This window comes from Siansivirga zeaxanthinifaciens CC-SAMT-1, assembly GCF_000941055.1.
Taxonomy (GTDB): Bacteria; Bacteroidota; Bacteroidia; order Flavobacteriales; family Flavobacteriaceae; genus Siansivirga; species Siansivirga zeaxanthinifaciens.
Genome location: NZ_CP007202.1, coordinates 131,304 through 156,128 on the forward strand (window position 1 = coordinate 131,304; position 24,825 = coordinate 156,128).

Here is a 24,825-nt window from a genome sequence, read left to right on the forward strand (position 1 = left end):
TATTATTCCTCTAATCTTATGTCTAATCCAAGACCTTTCAATTCATGCATTAATACATTGAAAGATTCTGGTAGTCCTGGATCTGGCATTGGTTCTCCCTTAACGATTGCTTCGTAAGTTTTTGCACGACCAATAACATCATCAGATTTTACAGTTAAGATTTCACGTAACGTACTTGATGCACCATAAGCCTCAAGAGCCCATACCTCCATCTCACCAAAACGCTGACCACCAAATTGTGCTTTACCACCAAGAGGCTGTTGAGTAATTAATGAGTATGGTCCGATAGAACGTGCGTGCATCTTATCATCAACCATGTGACCTAATTTCAACATGTAAATAACCCCAACAGTAGCTGGTTGATCGAAACGTTCTCCAGTACCACCATCATATAAGTATGTATGACCGTATCTTGGTATTCCTGCTTCGTCTGTTAATTCGTTTATTTGATCAATTGTTGCTCCATCAAAAATAGGTGTTGCATAAGTGCGTCCTAATTTTTGACCAGCCCAACCTAAAACGGTTTCATAAATCTGCCCAATGTTCATACGAGATGGTACACCAAGTGGATTTAATACAATATCAACTGGCGTTCCGTCTTCTAAGAAAGGCATATCTTCTTGACGTACAATACGTGCAACAATACCTTTATTACCGTGACGACCTGCCATTTTATCACCCACTTTAAGTTTACGCTTTTTAGCAATATAAACTTTAGCTAATTTAATGATACCTGCTGGTAACTCATCTCCTACAGAAATTGTGAATTTTTCACGTCTTAAAGAACCTTGTAAATCGTTTTCTTTAATTTTGTAGTTATGTATTAAATCTGCTACTAATGCATTTGTATGATCATCTGTAGTCCATTTTCCTGAAACTAAATGCGCATAATCATCAACAGCATTTAACATTTTTAATGTGAATTTTTTACCTTTTGGTAATACTTCTTCACCTAAATCGTTATAAATACCTTGAGCTGTTTTACCGTTTACAATGTTGAATAATTTCTCAATTAAAACTTCTTTTAATTCATCAAATTTTCTATCGTAAATAGCTTCTAATGCAACAATATCATCTTTATCTTGAGCTCTCTTACGTTTATCTTTTACTGCTCTAGAGAATAATTTTTTCTCTATAACAACACCATTTAGAGATGGCGAAGCTTTTAAAGAAGCATCTTTTACATCTCCAGCTTTATCACCAAATATAGCTCTTAATAATTTTTCTTCCGGAGTTGGATCGCTTTCCCCTTTAGGAGTAATTTTACCAATTAAGATATCGCCTGGTTTTACTTCGGCACCAATACGAATCATTCCGTTTTCATCTAAATCTTTTGTAGCTTCTTCAGACACGTTAGGAATATCATTAGTTAACTCTTCGTTACCTAATTTTGTGTCTCTAACTTCTAAAGAATACTCATCAATATGAATAGATGTAAATATATCTTCACGTACTACTTTTTCTGAAATAACAATCGCATCCTCAAAGTTATACCCTTTCCATGGCATAAAGGCTACTTTCATATTTCTACCTAAAGCTAATTCTCCTTTTTGAGTTGCATAACCTTCACATAAAACTTGACCTTTAGTTACTTTATCACCTTTAACCACGATTGGTTTTAAGTTGATACTTGTACCTTGGTTTGTTTTTCTGAATTTTACTAATTGATATGATTTAACATCACTATCAAAACTAACTTTAGCTTCATCTTCAGTACGATCGTATTTGATTACAATTTCTTTTGCATCAACATATTGTACAACACCATCTCCTTCTGCATTAATAAGTACACGTGAATCTGTTGCTACTTGACGCTCTAGACCTGTACCTACAATAGGAGCTTGAGGTAATAATAATGGAACTGCCTGACGCATCATGTTAGATCCCATCAATGCACGGTTCGCATCATCATGCTCTAAGAAAGGAATTAATGATGCTGAAATAGACGAAATCTGATTTGGAGCTACATCAGTATAATGAATTGCTGTTGGCTCGATAACCGGAAAGTCACCTTCCATTCTCGCAATTACTTTATCATGAAGTATGGTACCTTCAGCATCTACTTTTACAGTCGCTTGCGCAATTAATTTACCTTCTTCTTCTTCTGCACTTAAATATACAGGAGCATTTTTAATATCTACAACACCATTTTCAACAGGACGATAAGGTGTTTCAATAAATCCCATCGCGTTTACTTTAGCGTAAACAGAAAGTGATGAAATTAAACCAATATTTGGTCCCTCTGGTGTTTCAATCGGACATAAACGTCCGTAATGTGTATAGTGAACGTCACGTACCTCGAAACCAGCTCTTTCACGAGATAAACCTCCTGGTCCAAGAGCAGATAAACGACGTTTGTGTGTTATTTCCGCTAATGGATTTGTTTGATCCATGAATTGAGATAACTGGTTTGTTCCAAAGAATGAATTAATAACAGACGATAACGTCTTAGCATTAATTAAATCTATTGGTGTAAAAACTTCGTTATCACGTACATTCATACGCTCACGAATGGTACGAGCCATACGAGCTAAACCAACACCAAATTGTTGAGATAATTGCTCACCAACAGTACGAACACGACGGTTAGATAAGTGATCAATATCATCAATCTCAGCTTTAGAATTGATAAGCTCAATTAAATATTTTATAATAGTAATGATATCTTCTTTAGTAAGCACTTGCTTATCCATTTCAATATCAAGACCTAATTTTTTATTCATTCTGTAACGACCAACCTCTCCTAAAGAGTAACGTTGATCACTAAAGAATAATTTATCGATAATACCACGCGCTGTTTCTTCATCTGGCGGTTCTGCATTACGTAATTGTCTATAAATATGCTCAACAGCCTCTTTTTCAGAATTTGTTGGATCTTTTTGAAGTGTGTTATGTATAATAGCATAATCACCTTGTTCTGCAGTTTCTTTATGTAAAAGAATTGTTTTTACATCTGCATCGATAATTTCTTCAATATTATCTTTATCTAAAATGGTATCACGATCAAGAATAATTTCATTACGCTCGATTGATACAACTTCTCCAGTATCTTCATCAACAAAATCCTCGTGCCAAGTATTTAAAACACGTGCCGCTAATTTTCTTCCTTGATATTTTTTAAGTCCCGTTTTAGAAACTTTAATTTCTTCAGCTAAATCGAAAATCTCTAAGATATCTTTATCACGCTCAAAACCGATTGCGCGGAATAACGTAGTAACAGGTAACTTCTTTTTTCTATCGATGTAGGCATACATTACCTGATTGATATCGGTAGCAAACTCTATCCAAGATCCTTTGAAAGGAATCACTCTGGCAGAATAAAGTTTTGTTCCGTTAGCATGGAAAGATTGTCCGAAGAAAACCCCTGGTGAACGATGTAATTGAGATACTACTACACGTTCTGCACCATTGATACAAAAAGTACCACTTGGTGTCATGTAAGGAATGGTTCCTAAATACACATCTTGAACAATGGTTTCGAAATCCTCATGTTCAGGATCTGTACAATATAACTTTAACCTAGCTTTAAGCGGAACGCTGTAAGTAAGACCTCTTTCTATACACTCATCAATAGCGTATCTTGGAGGATCAACAAAGTAATCTAAAAATTCTAAAACAAATTGATTACGAGAATCTGTAATAGGAAAGTTTTCCATGAAAGTATTATATAAACCTTCATCTCCTCTTTCTTCAGATTTTGTTTCTAATTGGAAAAAATCCTGGAAGGATTTTATCTGAATATCCAAGAAGTCTGGATACTCTGTTCTATTTACAATAGACGAGAAATTTAATCTTTCAGCTTGTGTTGACAACATCAATGGACGGAATTTTGATTAAAAAATAATAGTTAAAGCGTATGTAATCATTATATACGCAAAATGGTTTAGGTCTTGAAGTAAAACTCCAGACCTAAACCTTTATGATTTTGGTAAGCTAAGCTTATTTAAGCTCAACCTCTGCTCCAGCTTCTTCTAAAGATGCTTTTAAAGCTTCAGCCTCGTCTTTAGACACAGCTTCTTTTACGTTGCTTGGTGCACCGTCAACTAATTCTTTAGCTTCTTTTAAGCCTAAACCAGTTAATTCTTTTACTAATTTAACAACTGCTAATTTAGAAGCACCTGCTGATTTTAATATTACATCAAATTCAGTTTGAGCTTCAGCAGCATCATCGCCACCAGCAGCTGGACCAGCAGCAACTGCTACAGCAGCAGCAGCAGGCTCGATACCGTACTCTTCTTTTAATATAGTAGCTAACTCGTTTACTTCTTTAACTGTTAAGTTAACTAATTGTTCTGCGAAATCTTTTAAATCTGCCATTTTTCTATCGTTTTAATAAATTTTTAATTTTAATATAATTGTAATAAGTGCGTACTGTTTAATACTATCCTTCTTTTTCAGATAGTGTTTTAAGAATACCAGCCAGTTTTCCACCACTTGATTTAAGTGCTGAAACAACGTTTTTAGCAGGAGATTGTAATAATCCAATAATATCTCCTAATAACTCTTCTTTAGACTTGATATCAACTAACATGTCTAATTGGTTATCGCCGATGTAAACTGATTCCTCAATGAGAGCACCTTTTAATAAAGGTTTTTCAGATTTTTTACGGAATGTTTTAATCAACTTTGCTGGTGCATTTCCAGTTTCAGAATACATCACAGATGTATTTCCTTTTAAAACTGTTGGTAAATTTCCAAAATCTCTTTCAGAAACTTCCATTGCTTTAGCTAATAAAGTATTCTTAACAACTGCTAATTTAATGTTTGCTTTGTAACAAGCACGACGTAAATCTGAAGTCGTAGCTGCATTCAATCCTGATATATCCGCTAAATAAATATTAGCATTTGTGGCTAATTCTGCAGTTAATTCCTCAATTACTTGTGATTTTTCTTGTCTTGTCATAATAAAAGTATTTAACTAATTAATTAACCTTAGAATCAACAGCAACACTAGGACTCATTGTACTAGAAAGGAATATACTTTTTACATAAACACCTTTTGCAGTTGTTGGCTTAAGTTTTATTAATGTTTGAATTAATTCATTTGCATTTTCTGCTAATTTATCAGCAGTAAAAGACGCTTTACCTATGGCAGCATGTACGATACCAGTTTTATCAACTTTAAAGTCAATTTTACCAGCTTTTACTTCTGCTACAGCTTTAGCTACATCCATAGTAACTGTACCTGTTTTAGGGTTAGGCATTAAACCACGAGGACCTAATACACGACCTAATGGACCTAATTTACCCATAACACTAGGCATAGTGATAATAACATCAACATCAGTCCAACCATTTTTGATTTTGTCTAGATATTCATCTAAACCTACATAATCAGCGCCAGCTTCTTTAGCTTCTGCCTCTTTATCTGGTGTTACTAATGCTAATACTTTCATGTCTTTACCAGTACCGTGAGGTAATGAAACCACCCCTCTAACCATCTGGTTTGCTTTACGAGGATCTACTCCTAAACGTACAGCGATATCAACTGAAGCATCAAACTTTGTATTAGTAATTTCTTTTACTAATGCTGTTGCTTCACTAAGAGAATAAACTCTTCCTTTTTCTATTTTTGCTAAAGCTTCCTTTTGCTTTTTTGTTAATCTTGCCATTTCTTAATGTCTTTTAACGATTACTTAGGTGCGTTTCCGGTTACGGTTATACCCATAGACCTTGCGGTACCAGCTATCATACTCATAGCAGCTTCAATAGTAAATGCATTTAAATCTACCATTTTGTCTTCTGCTATCGTTTTAATCTGTTCCCATGAAACTTTAGCTACTTTTTTTCGGTTTGGTTCTCCTGAACCACTTTTTAACTTGGCCGCTTCTAATAATTGTACTGCAGCTGGAGGAGTCTTGATTACAAAATCAAATGATTTGTCTTTGTAAACAGAGATAACAACTGGTAAAACTTTACCAGGCTTATCTTGTGTTCTAGCATTAAATTGCTTACAGAACTCCATGATGTTAACTCCAGCAGCACCTAAAGCGGGTCCAACCGGTGGCGACGGATTCGCAGCACCTCCCCGAACTTGTAACTTAACTACTTTACTTAATTCTTTTGCCATTTTTAATAATTTAGTTTGACAAGTTTTTTATTTGGAAGCAAAAAACCTATCCGTTATAATGTAACAATTATTATACTTTTTCAACTTGCATATAGCTTAACTCTAATGGTGTCTTTCTTCCAAATATCTTAACCATTACTTCAAGCTTACGCTTTTCTTCATTTATTTTCTCGATAGTTCCGTCGAAACCATTGAAAGGACCATCGATTACTTTAACTGTCTCACCTTTTGTAAAAGGAATAGCAACATTGGTATTTTCTTCTACAGTTAACTCATCTACTTTACCTAACATTCTGTTAACCTCAGACATTCTTAATGGCACAGGATCGCCTCCTTTAGTTTCTCCTAGAAAACCAATTACATTAGTAACAGATCTAATTATGTGAGGAACTTCACCAGTTAAATTTGCCTGAATCATGATATAACCCGGAAAAAAAACTTTCTCTTTCTGGATTTTTTTACCATTTCGTATCTGAACAACTTTCTCTGTAGGAACAAGTACTTGATCAACATAATCTTGAAGACCTAAACGAGCAATTTCATTCTCGATATAAGTCTTAATCTTATTTTCTTGACCACTAACAGCCCTTACTACATACCACTTTTTTTCGCTTACTTCAGACATACTTTTGTTTTAACTAATCGATTGAAAGTAAAATGCAATAACTTTGCTGAATACGGTATCTACACCCCAGATAGCTAGGGAAAATACAATTGAAAATACAGCAACTAAAATTGTTAAGCTTTGTGCTTCTGCCCATGTTGGCCAACTTACGTTGTTTTTAAGTTCTCCAAATGATTCTTTTACGTAATTTACAAATCCAGCCATTTAATTATTTTTTCAATAGATTAAAATTTCTAGTTTTCAATTGTAAAATTGATTTAAACGAAATTTATATTATCTTTTTTTATAAGGTTTAAAAACCTTTTTAAGCACGGGTTGAGAGACTCGAACTCCCGACACCTGGTTTTGGAGACCAGTGCTCTACCAACTGAGCTAAACCCGTAAACAAAAGTCAAGGTATTCTAAAATAGAATACCTTAACTTGTTATTTATAAAACTGTATTAGTCTAAAATTTCAGTTACCTGTCCTGCACCTACTGTTCTACCACCCTCACGGATTGCGAAACGTAAACCTACGTTCATTGCAATTTTTTGGATAAGCTCAACAGTAATAGTTAAGTTGTCACCTGGCATAACCATCTCTACACCATCAGGTAAAGCGATGTTACCAGTTACGTCAGTTGTACGTACGTAGAACTGTGGACGGTAATTGTTGTGGAATGGCGTGTGACGACCACCTTCTTCTTTCTTAAGGATATAAACCTCAGCTTTGAATTTAGCGTGTGGAGTTACAGATCCTGGTTTAACGATAACCATACCTCTAGAGATTTGAGTTTTCTCAATACCTCTTAATAGGATACCAGCGTTATCTCCAGCCTCACCTCTATCAAGGATTTGACGGAACATTTCGATACCAGTAATAGTAGATGTTAATTTCTCAGCACCCATACCAATTATCTCTACAGGATCACCAGTTTTAGCGATACCAGTTTCAATACGACCAGTAGCAACAGTACCACGACCAGTAATAGAGAATACGTCTTCGATTGGCATTAAGAAAGGTTTATCAACTTCTCTTAAAGGCTCTTCAATCCAGTTATCACAAGCTTCCATTAATTCTAAAACGGTATCAACCCATTTTTGCTCACCATTAAGTGCACCTAAAGCAGAACCAGCAATTACAGGTCCATTATCTCCATCGTACTCATAGAAAGATAATAAATCTCTAATCTCCATATCTACTAATTCAAGTAATTCTTCATCATCAACCATATCCACTTTATTCATGAATACAACGATACGAGGAATACCTACTTGACGACCTAATAAGATGTGCTCACGAGTTTGTGGCATTGGACCATCAGTTGCAGCAACAACTAAGATAGCACCATCCATTTGAGCAGCACCAGTTACCATGTTCTTTACGTAATCCGCGTGACCTGGACAGTCAACGTGAGCATAGTGACGGTTAGCTGTTGAATATTCTACGTGAGATGTATTAATTGTAATACCTCTTTCTTTTTCTTCTGGAGCGTTATCAATCTGATCGAAAGATTTTGCTTCTGATAAACCTGCATCAGCTAATACTTTAGTAATAGCAGCAGTTAAAGTTGTTTTACCGTGATCTACGTGTCCAATTGTACCAATATTTAAGTGTGGTTTTGAACGATCGAAAGTTGCCTTTGCCATGTTTTTTAAATAATTTAATCTTAGTTATATAATAATATTAGTGTATTCTAATTTTTGTTCAATTTAATAGAGCCAATGACGGGAATTGAACCCGTGACCTCTTCCTTACCAAGGAAACGCTCTACCCCTGAGCTACACCGGCTTAAATATTAGAGCGGGAGACCGGGTTCGAACCGGCGACATTCAGCTTGGAAGGCTGACGCTCTACCAACTGAGCTACTCCCGCAATTATTTATTCCTTTTTAAAATTAAAAATGTGGGGAGAGCAGGATTCGAACCTGCGAAGACTTAGTCAGCAGATTTACAGTCTGCCCTCGTTGGCCGCTTGAGTATCTCCCCAATTTTAATTTATTTTCACTCTTTTTAAAGAACTTGAGCCGATGGAGGGACTCGAACCCACGACCTGCTGATTACAAATCAGCTGCTCTAGCCAGCTGAGCTACATCGGCGTTTTTTTATATTTTTTACACATAAAAAAAGCCCGCTATTTCTAACGGACTGCAAATGTATAGATTTATTTTTTTATTCAAAACATTTTTTGATAAATTTTATTATAAATGTGCTCTTAATTTTTCCTTTCTTCTCTTTAAATGTCTTTCTAATGAGGCAACAGCTACATCTACGCCTTCTTCAAAGGTTTTGCATTGCTTTTTTACAACCAAACTATCTCCAGGTACGCTAAGCTTTGCTTCAAAAATTTTATTTTCTTTATCACTGGTATTTTCAACTTTTAAAAATACATCTGACTTAATGACCTTGTCGTAAAACAATTCTAATTTATCCATACGCTTTTGAATAAAACTTATTAATTTTTTGTCTGCACTAAAATTAACGGATTGCGTGTTTACTTTCATACTACTGTTTTTTAAATAGGTTAAACAATAAAAGAATGCTACTTTTTACTTCTTGGATGCGTATTTATATGCACTTTTTTTAATTCTGCTATACTATTATGAGTATAAACTTGAGTTGCAGCTAAACTTGAATGACCTAGAAGTTCTTTTACAGCATTTAAATCGGCACCTTGATTAAGCAAATGTGTTGCAAAAGAGTGTCTTAGAATATGAGGACTCTTTTTTACCTTTGTTGATGCCTTACTAAAGTAATCTTTTATTATTCTATAAACAAGAGTTTCGTAAATTTTAACTCCTTTTTTTGTTAAAAAAAGCATCTCATCGTTTTCTATTTCTGGAAGCCTATTTCTTTCCTCTATATAACGATGACATGTTTTTAAAACCGAATCTAAAAGTGGTACGATTCGTTCTTTATTTCGTTTGCCTAAAACTTTTAATGTTTTATTCTGAAAATTAAAATCGGAAATTTTTAATTGTATAAGTTCGATACGGCGGATGCCTGTAGAATAGAACAACTCTATTATTAATTTATCTCTTATGCCTTCGAAATTGTTTTCAAAACCGAATTCATCTAATACATTTCTAACTTCATGCTCTGAAAAAGGGATTTGTATTTTTTTTGAAGTTTTTAGAGCCTTATGCTTTGCTAAAGGATTACTTTGAATGTCACCTACTTTTTGTAAAAACTTATAGTAGGTGTTTAAGGCTGACATTTTACGATTTATACTTCGGTTGGAAATGTTACTTTCTACTAGGGCCACAATCCAACTTCGTATTTGAGAATAATTAATTTGATTTATAGCATTTACATCGTAGATTTTTGATGCATATTCTAAAAAGGCTTCTAAATCGGTGAGATAAGCATTTACGGTTAACTGCGAGTAATTTTTTTCAAGCAATAAATAATCTGCAAATGATTTGAAAGACATATTACATTAATTTAAGTATAAAGTTAGTAGTTTATATAACTTATAACAACTTTAAACCTTTAAATATGAAACAAAAAAAATCCCGCAGGGTGCGGGATTTATATTTTACAATTTTAAAGATTAGGAAGATTATATATCTTCTGCATCTCTTAAACCTTGGATGTATTGTGCTTTTTGTATTTGCGCTCTACGTACTACTGAAGGCTTGTTAAATTGCTTACGAGCTTGTAGCTGACGTTTAGTTCCAGTTTTATCAAACTTTCTCTTATAACGCTTTAGCGCTCTATCTATATTTTCTCCTTCTTTAATTGGTATTATTAACATAGTGTCTTAACCTCCTCTCTTTTAGAATTTTCAGGCTGCAAAGATAATAACTAAATTAAATTTTGCAACTAAAAAGAAATTATTTTGCTATCTGTTTATTATTTTTTGCAAAAGGGATTGAAGTGGCATCCTTTTTTGTGATTAACAACTACCTATTTAAGAAGACTGCTGTTTCTTAAAAAACAATGGGCTTTATTATAAAAACCACCATAAACAAAAAAGATATAACGGAAAGCCCGGTGCGGCCTAAGCTGCATTTGCCATTATAAAATTAAGTGGCTGGTTTATATGATTTTTTGTCGATAATTATTTTAGCTATAATTTCTCTTAAAATTTCGGAAGTACCACCACCAATGGGGCCTAGCCTACTATCTCTAAACATTCTTGCCAATGGATAATCTTCCATATAGCCATAACCGCCCAGAAACTGTAAACATTGGTAAATAACCTCATCGGCAACTTTAGTAGATTTTAGTTTAGACATGGTTGCTTCTTTTACCACGTATTCGCCTTTGTTTAATCTGTATGCAACAGCATAATTAAAGGTTTTACAGATTTCTACATCGGTGTAACAATCGGCTAACTTGTGTCTTAGCGCTTGAAATTTATCGATGGTTGTGCCAAAAGCTGTTCGCTCTGACATGTATTGCATTGCGTATTCTAAAGCATATTCTGCTCGCGCATGGGCATTAACTCCCATAATTAAACGTTCGGAAGCAAAATGCTGCATAATATAAGAGAACCCTTTATTTATTTCTCCTAACAGGTTGGTTGCGGGGATTTTTACATTATCGAAAGCAATTTCTCCAGTGTCTGATGCGCGCCAGCCTAATTTATTTAATTTTGTAGCAGAAAGCCCTGGAGTATCTCTGTCGACTACAAAAATACTTATTCCTTTATTTCCTAACTCGGGATTTGTTTTAGCTGCTACAATTAAATAGTCGCTATAAACACCGTTTGTTATGAATGTTTTAGAACCGTTTAAGACATACATATTATCTTCTAACATGGCTGTGGTTCGCATGCCTGCAACATCGCTTCCTCCAAAAGGTTCTGTGATACAAAGACAACCTACTTTATCGCCTGTTATACTTGGCACTAAATAATCTTGTTTTATTTGTTCACTACCTTCGGCATTTAAATGCGTCATGGCTAAATATACATGCGCCCAAACAGCAGCTGCAAATCCGCCCGAATTTATTCTTTGAAGTTCTTCTAAAAGAATGATAGTATAGAATAAATCTAAGTTTAAGCCACCATATGCTTCTGGATAATTAATTCCTAAAAAGCCCATGTCCCCAAGTTTTTTCCAGATAGATTTATCGATAGCACCTGTATTTTCCCAAGTATCGATGTTTGGAACTACTTCCTTTTTTAAAAATTCTTGAAGGCTTTTTCTAAAAAGCAGATGCTCTTCGGTGAAGTACATGCTATTCATAAATGTGTTTTCTTTTTCAATCGAGCAGCAAATATAATTTAATTATATCGAATTTATTTACAGGAAAGCCCTTTACTTTTAATAATTCGTTTAACTTTTTATAATTTTCGTTAAACAACCTATATTCTACAATATTTTGAGCGAGATCGTAATCGATATGTTGAATTGTTACTAATTGAGCTACAGTAGCCCTATTTAAATGAATTTTATCAACTTTTCTGGGTGTTTTTACTTCAAATTTTTGATTAATTCTTTCTATAACCTCCATAGATAACCCATAAACATCCTGAAGTTGTATGCTAGCTATAAAACCTCCTGGAAATTTATTTCTAAATCGCACTATTCGGTTTGCCAAAACCTGACCGACGCCATTTACAGTTTGAAGTTCTAAAACCGTTGCTGTATTTAAATCTATTTTTTCGAAACTGGAGGCTACAGTATTTTTAAGTTTTGAGCCGTTTGATTTTTTAGATGCATTTATCCAGTCTGGAAATTTAAAATATGGTGCTAGTATTTGTAAAAGGGAATCGGAAACTTGGGTTACTTCTTGAAACTGATCGACTGAATTAATCCATTTATTGCTGTTGCGATAGTTTATTAAACGATTAATCTCTTCATTTGACATACCTAATAAGGTTCCTTTATAATCGGATATATAATTAGGATTATATGTTTTTATTTTGAAATTTTCTTTTTCAAGCTTAAGGGATCGCAATGAATCTAACTCTTTATTAAAATGCACCCACTGCGAATTATTTACTTGTAAATCTTCTGATGAAGAATTAATAAAAAAATAAGTACACTGTAAAACAACTATGATGGCTAATAATAAAAAAATCCCATTTCGTTGTTTTTTAGTAAACGTAAAATGGGATTTCATATTAATCTATTTAATTTTTATGAATTACATATGCTTGGTAAGGTCTTCCGCACCTTCCTCCAAAGCTTCATGTTTAATATTAATGGCCTTGTAATATTTTTTTAATTCTCTGTTTATTACAGGTGATAAAATAACAACTCCAATAATATTAGGAACGACCATTGCAAAAATCATAGCATCAGAGAAATCGATAACGGCTCCCAGACTTATTGATGACCCAATTACAACAAATAATAAAAATAGTACTTTGTAGGCTAAATCTGTTTTTTTACCTTTTCCAAATAAATAAATCCATCCTTGCATACCGTAATAAGACCAGGAAATCATGGTTGAAAAAGCAAATAAAATAACTGCAATTGTAAGTACTACAGAAAAATGTGGAATTACACTATCAAAAGCTATAGCAGTTAATTCTACCCCCTCTTTAATAGGTACCCCGTATTCCATAAAAGCACCATCGAAGTTTGTAATAACAATTACCAACGCCGTCATGGTACAAATTACAACCGTATCTACAAAAGGCTCTAATAAAGCTACAATACCCTCACTCGCCGGATATTTTGTTCTTACAGCAGAGTGAGCAATTGCTGCGCTACCAACACCAGCTTCGTTAGAGAAAGCACCTCTTCTAATACCTTGAATCATAACCCCAACTAAACCACCTGCAATTCCTAAACCAGAAAAAGCACCGTGATAAATAAGACCAAAAGCATCATCTATTAAATGCCAGTTAGCACCTAAAATTATTAACGCCGCCAATACATAAATACCAGCCATAAAAGGCACTATTTTTTCGGTAACGGAAGCAATACGTTTTATACCACCAATAATTACAACAGCAACAATAGCGGCCATACCTATTCCAAAATACATTCCTGCATTAGAACTTTCAAATCCGAATAACTTAATAAACTGCGCAGCTGCTTGGTTTGCCTGAAACATGTTACCGCCTCCAAAGGAACCACCTATTACGAAAATGGCAAAAATAACAGCCAACACTTTACCTAAGCCTGACATGCCTTTTTCTTTAAGCCCTTTTTTTAGATAATACATTGGTCCGCCATAAACAGTTCCATCTGGCCCCACATCTCTATATTTTACACCTAAGGTACATTCTGCAAACTTAGAGGCCATTCCTAAAAAACCAGCTAATATCATCCAGAAAGTTGCTCCTGGACCACCAATAGATAAGGCCACGGCTACACCTGCAATATTACCTAAGCCTACCGTAGCAGATAATGCCGCAGTTAGGGCTTGGAAATGAGACACTTCGCCATGAGCACTATCGTCTCTTAAAGTCTCAATAATATTAGCATCTTCGTTGGGTGTTTGGTCTCCATATAAGGTGTCGGCACCATGCTTTTCAATATCTTCGTATTTACCTTGAACAACGCGTAATGCTGTTCTAAAACCAGTAAAATTTATAAATTTAAAATAAACTGTAAAAAAGAGCGCACCTCCTATTAAAACAATAAGTACCCAAGGAATTTTATATGTATCAGAAAAAGGAATTTCGTAAAAAATACCCTCAACAAACCAACCTGTATATTCTTTAAAAACTTGATCTATTTTTTCGGAAGTAGATTCCTGAGCAAAAGTTGTAATTGGTAAAACTAGTGTTAAAATAGAGAAAAAGTATTTCTTCATAATATGGCTGTTTATTTGTTTTATTGAAAGATTCTTACTGAAAGTTGGCAAGATGCTAAAAAAAAATGATTATTTAAAAAATGTATTGTTAAAAATATAATAATACTACTCGATATTATAAATCGAATTTAAGGCTTGTATTTGTTCTGGTCTTCCTAAAACAATAATTTTTGAATTGGGAGCCAAATCTAAATCTGCTTCAGGATTCACAATATAGTCTCCATTTTGATCTTTATAACCAATTACGGTAACACCCGTTTTTCTTCTTAAGTCTAAATCTTTTATAGTTTTTGTAAATTCATCTCTTAAAAGTTTCTCTACAGCAACTTCTTCAATATTGATATTGGACTTACCAACAATGGATAAGTTATCTATAAATTCCATTAAACCTGGAACAACAACCAAGGAAGCCATGTGATCACCACCTATTTTATCAGGTAAAATAACATTGTTTGCGCCAGCAAATTTTAATTTATCGTAAGACGATTCGTTTGATGCTCTACTTATAATATTTATATCCTTATTAATTTGTCGTGTAGAAAGCACTACAAACAAATTATCGGCATCATTGGGAAGCGCAGAAATAAAACTACTGGCACGATCGATACCTGCAAGAAGTAATACCTCATCTTCATTTGCGTTGCCAATAACATAAGGCACATTGTCTAACTGAAGTCTTTCTTCCATGTCCTTGTTTTTTTCAATAACAACAAAAGACTTTTTATGAGCCAATAATTTTCTAACGGCTTGTTTACCATTACGACCATATCCACATATAACAACATGGTTTTTAAAACTATCAATTTCTTTTTGCATTCTTTTACGTTTTAAATCGTCTATATTATTCTTACTCAAAATATATTCTGTTATTATGGAAAGCGCGTAACCTACTATAACAACACTTGTTAAAATTAAAAATATAGTAAAAACTTTAGATTGTTCATCTAGAGGAACTACTTCACCAAAACCAACGGTAGTCATGGTTATAACAGTCATGTAAACAGCATCAATCCAGGAATAATTAGATAAAAACTTATATCCAAAAACGCCTATAAATAACATAAAGCCCAGTAAGAAGAGGGCGGTATAAATTTTGGTTCTAAAAAATTTTACAATTGGGTTCATAAATTATAAATCGAATACAGAGGAGCGTTTTGTATAAAGTAAATCTTTTATACGAAGCCAAAAGGCAAGGAATAAATAAAGTGCAAAACCAAATCCTAATGTTACAAAAGTTAAATACATAAAGGTTGTTCTTACTATTTTAATTCTAATTCCCAAACGCTCGGCTATACGTTGACAAACATAAAAACCGTGTTTTTGAAAAAATAGTAATGGTTTATAAATTATATTCATTTATAAATATTATTTGTTTGATGCAATTTAAACATAAAGATTGATGTTTAAAACTTGACATGCAAACATCAACCAAATTTATGTCACTTTTTTATTTAAAGGAGGTTAATTTTATTAATTTGTAGAAATTATTTTATTTCCTATAGCACAATTTAAACATTTGTTTTTATCGCAATAAGTCGTTTTAAGTTGAAGAAGTGCTTGTGAGTGCAATGCGCCTCTGGTAAGTTTTTTTAAATTGCTAAACGCATCGATAACATTATTTTTCTCTGCTGCAATTTCAGAAACTATATGTATTATGGTCTCGTTTACCTCTTCACCCTTTTGTTGAGCGTAATAAAACTTAATGGGCAAAATGGTATTAATTAGAAGTAAGTCTATAAAACTTTTGGAAATAATTTTATTTGATGGCTTAGATTCCTTTAGAAACGTGAAATGTGTATTCCAAAAAACAGAAGTTTTAGTTTGAAATAATTCATAATAAGCTTCTAACGTATTGACTTCCATTAGTTTTGAAAATAAATTTTTATGTTGAAAATATAAATTTGCCAGTTGCGACAATCTAATTGTTGGAAAATTTAAAGGTCTTAATCTAAAAAACTGCACAGATATAACTGCTTTGTTATCTAGCTGAAATTTCTGTTTTAAAAATTGATACTCTTTTTTTAAATCGATGTAATACGGATTCTCAAAATTAGTTTCTAATAAACCCGCCTGACCAAATAATAAAGCTTCTAAAGATTTTATTTGAGATTGTGATTTCCTTAAAACAGAAAAATCAAAAGAACCAGCGATGCTTAAAAAAGCTTCACCATTCACTTTTAATCCGAAGTTTTTGGCAAGCATTAAAAACAAAACGGCTTCCCAATCATTTTTAGAAGCCTCCATTAAGGACTTAATCAATACCGATTTACCTTCTAAACGCTCAAAATAAAGGCGTTCCATCCAATTCTCAAAAATAAAATGGTCAACACCAGCAAAGTCGTTTTCACAATTAATCCATTTGTTGTTTTTAGTAAACAACATATTATAATTAGATAAAACATCACGATGCACATAATCTTTAAGCTCTAGGGTAGGTATAACCGTATTATCCTTTCTGTAAATTTCTGTATCGTGCACCCAAACCACATGAAGAATAACATTATCGTAAGCCGCATCCAATTCATGATTATGTAAATACCAGTCTGATGATTTTACATGCACCTCAACATTTCCTGCCCATAACTGATTATGAATAGTCAACTTAGCATTAAAAAAATCGGGACCAGAATTTAGGTTGTGCATCCCAACGTCTTGTATTAAAATGGATTCCCCACTGGTGGTTTTTAAATTTTGAATACTAATTTTTTTAAACTTCCATACATAGTGTAAAAAATCTTCTTGCATTTTTATTTCTAGGTTTTTAAAAAAAAATGAGGTAACAAATCTATAAGATGAGTAAATTTGAATAAATCAATTTTTTAATGGAACAATTAACCTTAACTACGCCTGCTTTACTTTTCTCTGCTATTTCTTTAATAATGCTTGCCTACACCAACCGCTTTTTAGCCTATGCATCTGTAGTAAGAAGCTTACATGACAAATATTTAGAAAAAAAAGATAAAACCCTAATTGCACAGATAAAAAACATTAAAAAAAGATTATATTTAACCAGAGCCATGCAAATTTTTGGCATTACCAGCTTATTATTTTGTGTGCTAACCATGTTTTTAATTTATATACAGCAGCACACCGTTGCCGTTTGGGTATTTGGCATGGCACTTATTTTACTTATTATTTCTTTAGCTGTTTTAATTATGGAAATTCAAATTTCGGTTAAAGCTTTAGAGCATCACATTAGCGATATTGAGAATAATTAAGAAGGGTTTAACATCCGTTTTTTTTATTGAACAACTTGTTTATTTAATTTTGTTGCTTCTTAAGCCAAACTAAACCCTATGAGAATTAACATATTAAAGTCTGATGATTTTAAAACCACCAATTGGGGCGATGGAACAACAACCGAACTTTTTATTTACCCAAAAAACTCAGAACTTAAAAAATTAAATTTCGATTTCCGGTTAAGTAAAGCAGTTGTTTTAAAAGAAACATCTAAATTTTCAACCTTACCTGGTGTACATCGAAAACTCATGGTTTTAAATGGAAAAATAACTTTAAATCACAAAAACCACCATTCTAAAACTCTAGAAAAATTTGAAATTGATACCTTTCAAGGTGATTGGGATACTACATCAAATGGCTTGTGTTCAGATTTTAATTTAATGACTACAAAAGAAAAAGTGTCTAAACTTTATGGTTTATCGTTACCTAATAAATCAACTAGTACACATGTTATTTCTAAAAATTTAAAATGGTTTTTTATATATGTTAATGAAGGTAGCCTAACATTAAATACAAACGAAACGTCATTTGAAGCTTTTAAAGGTGATTTGTGCGCCATCACCGATTTTAATACTACAACCAACATTACAATTAAAACTACCGAAAATAGCGAACTCGTTTTTGTTGAAATTGGTAAAAACACCCATAAAGCCGAGCTATAATTTTTAAATAATTTCTATGGATTTATTCACTATTACAGAACCAAAAGCACCAAGAACACCTATTATTATTAGTGTTCCGCATGCTGGCACTAAATTTCCATCGGAAATTAAAAGTCATTATAAAAAAAGGATGCGTAAACATATAGATGACACCGATTGGTTTGTGCATAAATTATATGATTTCGCCTCAGATATGGGCATTACCATTATTAAAGCCAATTTAAGCCGTTGGGTAATAGACCTAAATCGCGATCCCGAAAGTGTCCCTTTATACAACGATGGTAGACTAATAACTACCAATACACCTATAACCGATTTTTACGGAAACAAAATTTATAAATCGGAAGATTTAGAACCTGACGACACAGAAAAAAACAGACGTTTACAAACTTATTACTGGCCTTATTACCAAGCCATTGAAACGCTTTTAAACGAACGAAAAGAACAGTTTGAGCATGTTGTACTTTGGGATGCACATTCTATAAGACATCGTGTAAGCACCATTCAAAAAGCACCGTTTCCAGATATGATTTTAGGAAACAATAACGAAAAAACGGCGCATCCAAAAATAATAAATACTGCTCTGGAAAGTCTGCGTTCTGGTCCCTTCGAACTAAGTCATAACAGCCCTTTTAAAGGAGGTCATATTACACGATATTTTGGTAAGCCAGACAATAACGTTCATGCTTTACAATTAGAAATGAATAAAATTATTTACATGGACGATAATGAAATCACATATAATACTGAGCGCGCCCAAATTGTAAAAACATTACTTGAAAAAACACTAAAAAACATACAACTAACGCTAAGTTCGATTTAATGAAAACATATCATTTAAAAGGTATTTTACAGCAAGATGGCTGGATAGAAAATGCCGCAGTAAGGGTAAACGACAAAGGAATTATTACAGAAATTTCTAAAGTTAATTCTAAAAATGATGCTTTTAAGGCCATTAACGGTTACGCAATTCCTGGTTTTCAAAATGCCCATTCCCATGCGTTTCAATACGCAATGGCTGGCTTAGCAGAAAAACACAGTCATACGGGAAGCCAAGATGACTTTTGGGGGTGGCGCGAAGCTATGTACCAATTGGCCTTAGGCGTTAACCCCGACCAAATGGAAGCTATTGCTACGATGCTTTATTCTGAAATGGTTCGTCATGGTTATACTAATGTTGCCGAATTTCATTACGTACATCACGATAAAAATGGGCAACCCTATAATAATTTAGCTGAAATGGGCAGCCGATTGGTTTCGGCAGCGAAAACAGCAGGTATTGGAATTACCTTAGTTCCTATTTTTTACCAAAAAGGGGGTTTTGGACAAGCACCCAACGACAGGCAACGCCGTTTTATTTCGCCAACTGTTGATGCTTATTTAAAATTATGGGAAGCCAGCAAAGATGTTTGTAAATATTACGAACATGCCAATATAGGTGTTGGGATTCATTCGATGCGTGGGGTAGAAACCGAAGCTATTAAAGCGGTCGCAACATCGGGACCGCAAGATATTCCATTTCATATTCACGTTTCGGAGCAACTTAAGGAAATTGAAGACTCTATAAACTACCTTGGTAAGCGTCCTGTTGAGTGGTTGTTAGAAAACATGGATTTAAATGAAAGATTTCATTTGGTACATGCCACGCATTTAACAGACAAAGAAACTGTTGGTATTGCAAATAGTAAAGCGCATGTTGTGCTTTGCCCAAGTACCGAAGGCAATTTAGGCGATGGTTTATTTCCGTTGCACCAGTTTCAGGAAGCTGGAGGGCAATGGAGTATTGGCACCGATAGCCATGTAGGGTTAAACCCGTTGGAGGAACTTAGAATTTTAGATTACGGACAACGTTTAATTACTCACAAACGAAAAACCTACGCTTCAGAGTCTATAAACGACAGTGGTTTGTTTGCTATTAATATGGCAACACTAGCTGGACGAAAAGCCATGAATAATTTTAACACCGATTTCTTTAAAGTCGGCACCCCTTTTAACGCTTTAGTTATGGATGCTTCTAGTCCGTTAATTAGTACTACAAGTCTTGAAAATTTGTCATCTACCTTTGTTTACAGCAGTGATGTTTCTAATAATTTAACTACGATATCGCATGGTAAGATTCCAGATTATTTAGATGATACCGATGCCAGAGCAAACATTATATTAAATTTTAAAAAAGCTATTAAAGCTCTTAAAAACCGATAAATTAAACCTAAAAATTTTAAAAAACCATGATGCTATTAAACTTTAATGAGACCCAAGACCTAAGTAACTGGAATGTTGTAAGCGATACTGTTATGGGTGGTGTTTCTAATAGCAACTTTAGTTTAAACGACACAGGTTTTGGCGTTTTTACAGGTAAAGTATCGTTGGAAAATAATGGTGGTTTTTCGATGGTGCGCTGCCATTTAGAGAGAAAAGATGTTTCTAAATTCAACACCTTTTCATTACGTATTAAAGGTGATGGTAAAACCTATCAATTTCGAGTGAAAACCGATAAAGAAGACACCCATAGTTATGTTTTAAGATTTAATACTTCGGGGGCATGGGAAACTATTGAAATTCCTTTTGATAATTTAAAACCAACCTTTCGGGGAAAAGATTTAGATATGAACAACTACCCAGGTAATTACATAGCAGAAGTTGCTTTTTTAATTGGTAATAAAAAGGAAGAGACCTTTTGTTTAGAGATTGAAAGTGTTGAGCTCTTGTAATGACGTTGGCTTAGTTTGCGTTAGGGATTGCAGTGAAAATCCTTTTTAAAGCCACTCGTAATAGCCTTTTAAAAAAGGTATAATTAGCTAAAACACAACAAACTTGAATATAGCAATGGGCTTTAAAAAGATTGTAACGTAAAGCCCGACCGCATGGCTGAAATAACATGGAAGCCGTGGGGTAACGCCCAAAATCTACTCGAAACGCATGGCTTTTACCGGTGAAATTTTAGTGATAATGTAAGAGGGCACTAAAAGCATAATTAAACAGAGTACCAACGTGCCAATATTTAAGGCTATAATGTAGCTTAAACTAATGTAAACGGGGGCTTCGGTAACGTAATACACACTGGGATCGAGTGGGAATAATTTAAAATATTTTTGTGCAAAAAGCAGTCCCAAACCTATAATATTACCCCAGAACAAGCCAAGTAGAATGAGGTAACCGGCGTTGTACAAAAACAGTTTGCGAACGCTCCAGTTGTTACTTCCTAAAGCTTTTAAAATTCCAATCATTTGGGTGCGCTCGAGGATTAAAACCAACAGGGCTGTTATCATGTTTATTCCTGCAACTAAAATCATGATGCCAATAATGCCGTAAATATTTTTATCGAAAATATTTATCCACTCGAAAATAGAAGCATATTTTTCGGTTATTGCTTGGGTGTTTAGCGTAGATGGCGTGTTTCTGTAAATAGCTTCGGCTGTGTTTTGAACTTGACTGAAATCGTTTATGTAAACTTCGAAGTTTCCTATTTGGTCTTCATCCCACTTATTTATTCGTTGTATGTGTCGAATATCGCCAATAAGATATTGAGCGTCTAAATCTTGAAATCCAGAATTGTAAATACCTTTTATTTGATAGGTAATGATGTTTGGCAGCTTTTCTACATCGTCTTTTGGAAAGACCATTTGAAATTTATCGTTTACTTTAAAATGTAAACGGTTGGCCAGATATTGTGAGATTAAAACATCTTCGGTACGCTTTTTTGTAAAATCTGGTAAAGAGCCCGCCACCAGAAATTCCTGAAAATAGGTCCAGTTATAATCGGCACCAACACCTTTTAAATAAGCGCCTTCAAAATCTGTTTCTGTGCGGATTACTCCAAATTTAGCGGCCACCGCCTGTATGTGTTTGACTCCTGAAACAGATTTAAAATTTGGGTAAAATTCTTGGTTTTTAGAAATTGGAAAAATACTTTCCTGTGAATTATTACTGTCGTAATTAGAAATAGTAATATCACCATTAAAAGCGACTACTTTATCTCTTATTTTTTGTTGTAAACCTATACCTGTTGCAATAGCAATCATCATAACAACAATACCTATTGCAATTGCTGCGATACCAATTTTTATTATTGGTGCCGATACACTACTTTTATACGCTTTGCTACCAATAATACGTTTAGCTAAAAAAAACTCGTAATTCAAAATATACTATGCAGTTTAATGTTTTCAAAAATACAGTTTTATTATTTGTTTTGGCAATGATTTCTTGCGCAAACGCTTCTAAAAAAGAAGTTTTAATAGAAAAGAAATCGGTCGCTACCAATACCCAGCAAACAACAGCGGCTTCAATTGTTGTGGGCGCCAACCAAACCGAACGCTATTTACCGATTTTAAAAGGTAAACGTGTGGGTATTGTGGGTAATCAAACATCGGTTATTTTTAAATCTGACGAAAGTTACACCCATCTGGTAGATTCGCTTTTAGCTCTAAAAGTAAACATTACAAAAGTTTATGCTCCGGAACATGGTTTTAGAGGAACGGCCGATGCCGGCGAACATATTAAAGATGGTATTGATGTTAAAACTGGAGTGCCTATTATTTCGCTTTACGGAAATAACAAAAAGCCCAAACCCGAGCAACTTAAAGATATAGACCTTATTATTTTTGATATACAAGATGTTGGCGCGCGGTTTTACACCTATATTTCTACGTTGCATTATGTAATGGAAGCCTGTGCCGAAGCTAATATTCCTGTTTTAATTTTAGATAGACCAAATCCCAACGGCCATTACATTGATGGCCCCATATTGGAACCTCAGTACAAAAGTTTTGTTGGTATGCACCCTATTCCTGTTGTACATGGCATGACTATTGGAGAGTATGCTAAAATGATTAATGGAGAACACTGGTTAAATAAGGGTATGCAATGTAAATTAGATATTATTCCCGTAAAAAACTACAACCATAACACGCCTTATAGTTTACCTATAAAACCGAGCCCCAATTTACCAAACGACAAGGCTATTAATTTATACCCTAGTTTATGTTTTTTTGAAAGCACCAATGTTAATGCAGGTCGTGGCACCGAAACCCAATTTCAAGTTTTTGGGAGTCCGTTTTTAAATAAAAATATTTATAAATTTAGTTACACACCAAAACCAAATGAAGGTGCCAAACACCCTAAACATGAAGGCAAATTATGTTATGGTAAAGATTTAACACAAACCGAAAACCTGAATGGCTTAAATTTACAATGGCTTATTGAAGCTTATAATAATACCGCAGATAAAAAAACGTTCTTCACGAGTTTCTTTATAAAATTAGCTGGAACAAAAACATTATTAGAACAAATAGAATCTGGAACAAGCCAGGAAAATATTAAAAAAAGTTGGGCTCCCGGACTAAACGCCTTTAAAGAAATACGGTCTAAATACTTAATTTACAACTAAAAACACGAATGAAAAAAATTATTACTTTTCTCCTGCTACTTATAGGAGGTTATGGTTTTTCGCAAAATATTGAAAATACCAGTGAAGTAAAAATTAGAAAAGCCAAACGCTTAGCTAAAAAATTTTTAAGAAAGCAACATATTCCGGGGATGGCCATTTCCATTTCCGAAAACGGTAATTTAATTTGGTCTGAAGGTTTTGGTTATTCGAGTTTTAAACCCAGAACAGAAGTTATTCCTAACAAAACCGTATTTCGAATTGCCAGCATTTCTAAAAGTATAACCGGCGTAGCTTTAGCTAAAATGGCTGAAGATAACATCATAGATTTAGACAAAAGTATTTATTATTACTTACCCGATTACCCGAAAAAAGAATACGACTTTACCGTAAGGCAATTGGCGGGCAATATTGCTGGAATTAGACATTATAAAGATAACAACGAATATGCCTTAAACGAAAAAATGACCATTAACGAAGGGCTGTCGTTATTTAAAAATGACTCGTTATTATTTAAACCAGGCACTAAATACCATTACTCGTCTTTAGGGTTTGTTTTATTAAGCGCTATTATGCAAAAGGCTTCTAACTCATATTTTAATGATTATGTTACAGATAACATTTTTAAGCCGTTAAAAATGTATAAATCGTCTATGGAATTTACTAACATGACCGTATCAAACCAAACCAAATTTTATAAACTATCATCGTTAAGAAGAATCCGATTAGCAAATCCGGTTTCTAATGAATATAAAGTTGCGGGCGGCGGATTTTTATCAACTTCAGAAGACATTGTTAAATTTGGAAACGAACTTATAAACCCAAAAATACTCTCTGAAGCTGCAATGGCTCAAGTTACCACCTCGCAACGATTAAACAACGGCTACAGAACCGGTTACGGTATGGGGCTATCGGTAGAAAAATCGATAAACGAGACACCTCGACTGTATCATACAGGTGGTGGTGTGGGCGCTTCTTCTATTTTATTGGTTTACCCAGAAGAAGGCATTGTTATTTCTGTTTTAACAAATTTAACGGGTGTAAGCATGAAAGCTTTTGGAACAGCATTAGAAGCTATATTTTTAGAACAGCCTGCAGAACAACCAGCAGAACAACTCGTAGAACAGCCGTAAAACCGAAA

At 33.9% G+C, this 24,825-nt stretch carries 25 protein-coding genes and 5 tRNA genes; 7 read left to right on the plus strand and 23 right to left on the minus strand.

Annotated features, from left to right (window positions below):
* Positions 1 to 2: 2 nt before the first annotated feature.
* From rpoB to AW14_RS00670, 22 genes are all read right to left on the minus strand, one after another.
* A complete protein-coding gene (gene rpoB, locus AW14_RS00565; RefSeq protein WP_044637036.1) occupies positions 3 to 3,815 on the minus strand; it encodes a DNA-directed RNA polymerase subunit beta in 3,813 nt (1,270 codons plus the stop codon).
* 124 nt (positions 3,816 to 3,939) lie between these two features.
* Positions 3,940 to 4,317 carry a 50S ribosomal protein L7/L12 gene (gene rplL / locus AW14_RS00570; protein WP_044637037.1) on the minus strand — a complete coding sequence of 126 codons (378 nt, stop codon included), beginning with the start codon at positions 4,315 to 4,317 and terminating at the stop codon, positions 3,940 to 3,942.
* A 64-nt stretch (positions 4,318 to 4,381) separates the two neighbouring features.
* Entirely contained in the window at positions 4,382 to 4,903 is a 522-nt protein-coding gene (gene rplJ, locus AW14_RS00575) for a 50S ribosomal protein L10 (RefSeq protein WP_044637038.1), read from the minus strand.
* A gap of 19 nt (positions 4,904 to 4,922) precedes the next feature.
* On the minus strand, positions 4,923 to 5,612 hold the full coding sequence (gene rplA, locus AW14_RS00580; protein WP_044637039.1) for a 50S ribosomal protein L1: 690 nt from the start codon (positions 5,610 to 5,612) through the stop codon (positions 4,923 to 4,925).
* Between the two features lie 20 nt (positions 5,613 to 5,632).
* Complete coding sequence (gene rplK / locus AW14_RS00585) at positions 5,633 to 6,070, minus strand: 50S ribosomal protein L11 (protein ID WP_044637040.1); 438 nt, start codon at positions 6,068 to 6,070, stop codon at positions 5,633 to 5,635.
* 70 nt (positions 6,071 to 6,140) lie between these two features.
* Positions 6,141 to 6,695: a transcription termination/antitermination protein NusG gene (gene nusG / locus AW14_RS00590; RefSeq protein ID WP_044637041.1), complete on the minus strand. Its 555-nt coding sequence runs from the start codon at positions 6,693 to 6,695 to the stop codon at positions 6,141 to 6,143.
* 9 nt (positions 6,696 to 6,704) lie between these two features.
* On the minus strand, positions 6,705 to 6,899 hold the full coding sequence (gene secE / locus AW14_RS00595) for a preprotein translocase subunit SecE (RefSeq protein WP_044637042.1): 195 nt from the start codon (positions 6,897 to 6,899) through the stop codon (positions 6,705 to 6,707).
* 105 nt (positions 6,900 to 7,004) lie between these two features.
* Positions 7,005 to 7,077: transfer RNA gene (locus tag AW14_RS00600), tRNA-Trp, on the minus strand.
* 59 nt (positions 7,078 to 7,136) lie between these two features.
* Complete coding sequence (tuf, locus tag AW14_RS00605) at positions 7,137 to 8,324, minus strand: elongation factor Tu (RefSeq protein WP_044637043.1); 1,188 nt, start codon at positions 8,322 to 8,324, stop codon at positions 7,137 to 7,139.
* 70 nt (positions 8,325 to 8,394) lie between these two features.
* Positions 8,395 to 8,466, minus strand: a tRNA-Thr gene (locus AW14_RS00610).
* Positions 8,467 to 8,477: 11 nt separating this feature from the next.
* Positions 8,478 to 8,550, minus strand: a tRNA-Gly gene (locus AW14_RS00615).
* Positions 8,551 to 8,581: 31 nt separating this feature from the next.
* Positions 8,582 to 8,663: transfer RNA gene (locus AW14_RS00620), tRNA-Tyr, on the minus strand.
* A 36-nt stretch (positions 8,664 to 8,699) separates the two neighbouring features.
* A tRNA-Thr gene (locus AW14_RS00625) sits at positions 8,700 to 8,773 on the minus strand.
* A gap of 102 nt (positions 8,774 to 8,875) precedes the next feature.
* Entirely contained in the window at positions 8,876 to 9,178 is a 303-nt protein-coding gene (gene hpf, locus AW14_RS00630) for a ribosome hibernation-promoting factor, HPF/YfiA family (RefSeq protein ID WP_044637044.1), read from the minus strand.
* A 38-nt stretch (positions 9,179 to 9,216) separates the two neighbouring features.
* Positions 9,217 to 10,107 (minus strand): tyrosine-type recombinase/integrase, encoded by an 891-nt coding sequence (locus tag AW14_RS00635; protein WP_044637045.1) that lies wholly within the window; start codon positions 10,105 to 10,107, stop codon positions 9,217 to 9,219.
* 129 nt (positions 10,108 to 10,236) lie between these two features.
* On the minus strand, positions 10,237 to 10,431 hold the full coding sequence (gene rpsU, locus AW14_RS00640) for a 30S ribosomal protein S21 (RefSeq protein WP_044637046.1): 195 nt from the start codon (positions 10,429 to 10,431) through the stop codon (positions 10,237 to 10,239).
* A 271-nt stretch (positions 10,432 to 10,702) separates the two neighbouring features.
* Positions 10,703 to 11,869: an acyl-CoA dehydrogenase family protein gene (locus tag AW14_RS00645; RefSeq protein WP_044637047.1), complete on the minus strand. Its 1,167-nt coding sequence runs from the start codon at positions 11,867 to 11,869 to the stop codon at positions 10,703 to 10,705.
* Positions 11,870 to 11,885: 16 nt separating this feature from the next.
* Positions 11,886 to 12,749 carry a helix-hairpin-helix domain-containing protein gene (locus tag AW14_RS00650; RefSeq protein WP_044637048.1) on the minus strand — a complete coding sequence of 288 codons (864 nt, stop codon included), beginning with the start codon at positions 12,747 to 12,749 and terminating at the stop codon, positions 11,886 to 11,888.
* Between the two features lie 24 nt (positions 12,750 to 12,773).
* On the minus strand, positions 12,774 to 14,396 hold the full coding sequence (locus tag AW14_RS00655; RefSeq protein WP_044637049.1) for an alanine/glycine:cation symporter family protein: 1,623 nt from the start codon (positions 14,394 to 14,396) through the stop codon (positions 12,774 to 12,776).
* Positions 14,397 to 14,501: 105 nt separating this feature from the next.
* The gene (locus AW14_RS00660; RefSeq protein ID WP_044637050.1) at positions 14,502 to 15,521 is read right to left on the minus strand and encodes a potassium channel family protein; all 1,020 of its coding nucleotides are present in this window, start codon (positions 15,519 to 15,521) and stop codon (positions 14,502 to 14,504) included.
* 3 nt (positions 15,522 to 15,524) lie between these two features.
* Positions 15,525 to 15,752, minus strand: coding sequence for a PspC domain-containing protein (locus tag AW14_RS00665; protein WP_044637051.1), 228 nt, complete (start codon positions 15,750 to 15,752; stop codon positions 15,525 to 15,527).
* 114 nt (positions 15,753 to 15,866) lie between these two features.
* Complete coding sequence (locus AW14_RS00670; RefSeq protein ID WP_044637052.1) at positions 15,867 to 17,141, minus strand: DUF2851 family protein; 1,275 nt, start codon at positions 17,139 to 17,141, stop codon at positions 15,867 to 15,869.
* Positions 17,142 to 17,218: 77 nt separating this feature from the next.
* Between AW14_RS00670 and AW14_RS00675 the strand changes: the two genes are divergently transcribed.
* The 5 genes from AW14_RS00675 to AW14_RS00695 all read left to right on the plus strand — a co-directional run bounded on the left by AW14_RS00675 (position 17,219) and on the right by AW14_RS00695 (position 21,009).
* Positions 17,219 to 17,614: a DUF2721 domain-containing protein gene (locus AW14_RS00675; protein ID WP_044637053.1), complete on the plus strand. Its 396-nt coding sequence runs from the start codon at positions 17,219 to 17,221 to the stop codon at positions 17,612 to 17,614.
* A gap of 78 nt (positions 17,615 to 17,692) precedes the next feature.
* Entirely contained in the window at positions 17,693 to 18,298 is a 606-nt protein-coding gene (locus AW14_RS14360; protein ID WP_052647401.1) for a HutD family protein, read from the plus strand.
* Between the two features lie 16 nt (positions 18,299 to 18,314).
* The gene (locus AW14_RS00685; protein ID WP_044637054.1) at positions 18,315 to 19,121 is read left to right on the plus strand and encodes an N-formylglutamate amidohydrolase; all 807 of its coding nucleotides are present in this window, start codon (positions 18,315 to 18,317) and stop codon (positions 19,119 to 19,121) included.
* Positions 19,121 to 20,500: a formimidoylglutamate deiminase gene (gene hutF / locus AW14_RS00690; protein ID WP_044637055.1), complete on the plus strand. Its 1,380-nt coding sequence runs from the start codon at positions 19,121 to 19,123 to the stop codon at positions 20,498 to 20,500. The genes AW14_RS00685 and hutF overlap by 1 nt, the downstream gene beginning before the upstream one ends.
* 26 nt (positions 20,501 to 20,526) lie before the next feature.
* Positions 20,527 to 21,009 (plus strand): CIA30 family protein, encoded by a 483-nt coding sequence (locus tag AW14_RS00695; RefSeq protein ID WP_044637056.1) that lies wholly within the window; start codon positions 20,527 to 20,529, stop codon positions 21,007 to 21,009.
* A gap of 195 nt (positions 21,010 to 21,204) precedes the next feature.
* Here AW14_RS00695 and AW14_RS00700 read toward each other — a convergent pair whose 3' ends face one another.
* The gene (locus tag AW14_RS00700; protein ID WP_044637057.1) at positions 21,205 to 22,440 is read right to left on the minus strand and encodes an ABC transporter permease; all 1,236 of its coding nucleotides are present in this window, start codon (positions 22,438 to 22,440) and stop codon (positions 21,205 to 21,207) included.
* Positions 22,441 to 22,448: 8 nt separating this feature from the next.
* Between AW14_RS00700 and AW14_RS00705 the strand changes: the two genes are divergently transcribed.
* Both AW14_RS00705 and AW14_RS00710 read left to right on the plus strand, forming a co-directional pair.
* On the plus strand, positions 22,449 to 23,687 hold the full coding sequence (locus AW14_RS00705) for an exo-beta-N-acetylmuramidase NamZ family protein (RefSeq protein ID WP_044637058.1): 1,239 nt from the start codon (positions 22,449 to 22,451) through the stop codon (positions 23,685 to 23,687).
* Between the two features lie 8 nt (positions 23,688 to 23,695).
* Positions 23,696 to 24,817, plus strand: a complete 1,122-nt coding sequence (locus tag AW14_RS00710) for a serine hydrolase domain-containing protein (RefSeq protein ID WP_044637059.1) — start codon at positions 23,696 to 23,698, stop codon at positions 24,815 to 24,817.
* The last annotated feature ends 8 nt before the right edge of the window (positions 24,818 to 24,825 follow it).

What these genes read in the sequence shown, in the direction of transcription:
- rplL (WP_044637037.1), bottom strand. Translation starts at nt 4,317, where the DNA reads ATGGCAGATTTAAAAGATTTCGCAGAACAATTAGTTAACTTAACAGTT.
- AW14_RS00705 (WP_044637058.1), top strand. Translation starts at nt 22,449, where the DNA reads ATGCAGTTTAATGTTTTCAAAAATACAGTTTTATTATTTGTTTTGGCA.
- AW14_RS00675 (WP_044637053.1), top strand. Translation starts at nt 17,219, where the DNA reads ATGGAACAATTAACCTTAACTACGCCTGCTTTACTTTTCTCTGCTATT.
- rplK (WP_044637040.1), bottom strand. Translation starts at nt 6,070, where the DNA reads ATGGCAAAAGAATTAAGTAAAGTAGTTAAGTTACAAGTTCGGGGAGGT.
- AW14_RS00645 (WP_044637047.1), bottom strand. Translation starts at nt 11,869, where the DNA reads ATGAATAGCATGTACTTCACCGAAGAGCATCTGCTTTTTAGAAAAAGC.
- secE (WP_044637042.1), bottom strand. Translation starts at nt 6,899, where the DNA reads ATGGCTGGATTTGTAAATTACGTAAAAGAATCATTTGGAGAACTTAAA.
- AW14_RS14360 (WP_052647401.1), top strand. Translation starts at nt 17,693, where the DNA reads ATGAGAATTAACATATTAAAGTCTGATGATTTTAAAACCACCAATTGG.
- AW14_RS00660 (WP_044637050.1), bottom strand. Translation starts at nt 15,521, where the DNA reads ATGAACCCAATTGTAAAATTTTTTAGAACCAAAATTTATACCGCCCTC.
- AW14_RS00635 (WP_044637045.1), bottom strand. Translation starts at nt 10,107, where the DNA reads ATGTCTTTCAAATCATTTGCAGATTATTTATTGCTTGAAAAAAATTAC.
- rplA (WP_044637039.1), bottom strand. Translation starts at nt 5,612, where the DNA reads ATGGCAAGATTAACAAAAAAGCAAAAGGAAGCTTTAGCAAAAATAGAA.
- AW14_RS00665 (WP_044637051.1), bottom strand. Translation starts at nt 15,752, where the DNA reads ATGAATATAATTTATAAACCATTACTATTTTTTCAAAAACACGGTTTT.
- rpsU (WP_044637046.1), bottom strand. Translation starts at nt 10,431, where the DNA reads ATGTTAATAATACCAATTAAAGAAGGAGAAAATATAGATAGAGCGCTA.
- rplJ (WP_044637038.1), bottom strand. Translation starts at nt 4,903, where the DNA reads ATGACAAGACAAGAAAAATCACAAGTAATTGAGGAATTAACTGCAGAA.
- AW14_RS00710 (WP_044637059.1), top strand. Translation starts at nt 23,696, where the DNA reads ATGAAAAAAATTATTACTTTTCTCCTGCTACTTATAGGAGGTTATGGT.
- hutF (WP_044637055.1), top strand. Translation starts at nt 19,121, where the DNA reads ATGAAAACATATCATTTAAAAGGTATTTTACAGCAAGATGGCTGGATA.
- tuf (WP_044637043.1), bottom strand. Translation starts at nt 8,324, where the DNA reads ATGGCAAAGGCAACTTTCGATCGTTCAAAACCACACTTAAATATTGGT.
- AW14_RS00655 (WP_044637049.1), bottom strand. Translation starts at nt 14,396, where the DNA reads ATGAAGAAATACTTTTTCTCTATTTTAACACTAGTTTTACCAATTACA.
- AW14_RS00695 (WP_044637056.1), top strand. Translation starts at nt 20,527, where the DNA reads ATGATGCTATTAAACTTTAATGAGACCCAAGACCTAAGTAACTGGAAT.
- AW14_RS00650 (WP_044637048.1), bottom strand. Translation starts at nt 12,749, where the DNA reads ATGAAATCCCATTTTACGTTTACTAAAAAACAACGAAATGGGATTTTT.
- rpoB (WP_044637036.1), bottom strand. Translation starts at nt 3,815, where the DNA reads ATGTTGTCAACACAAGCTGAAAGATTAAATTTCTCGTCTATTGTAAAT.
- hpf (WP_044637044.1), bottom strand. Translation starts at nt 9,178, where the DNA reads ATGAAAGTAAACACGCAATCCGTTAATTTTAGTGCAGACAAAAAATTA.
- AW14_RS00670 (WP_044637052.1), bottom strand. Translation starts at nt 17,141, where the DNA reads ATGCAAGAAGATTTTTTACACTATGTATGGAAGTTTAAAAAAATTAGT.
- nusG (WP_044637041.1), bottom strand. Translation starts at nt 6,695, where the DNA reads ATGTCTGAAGTAAGCGAAAAAAAGTGGTATGTAGTAAGGGCTGTTAGT.
- AW14_RS00685 (WP_044637054.1), top strand. Translation starts at nt 18,315, where the DNA reads ATGGATTTATTCACTATTACAGAACCAAAAGCACCAAGAACACCTATT.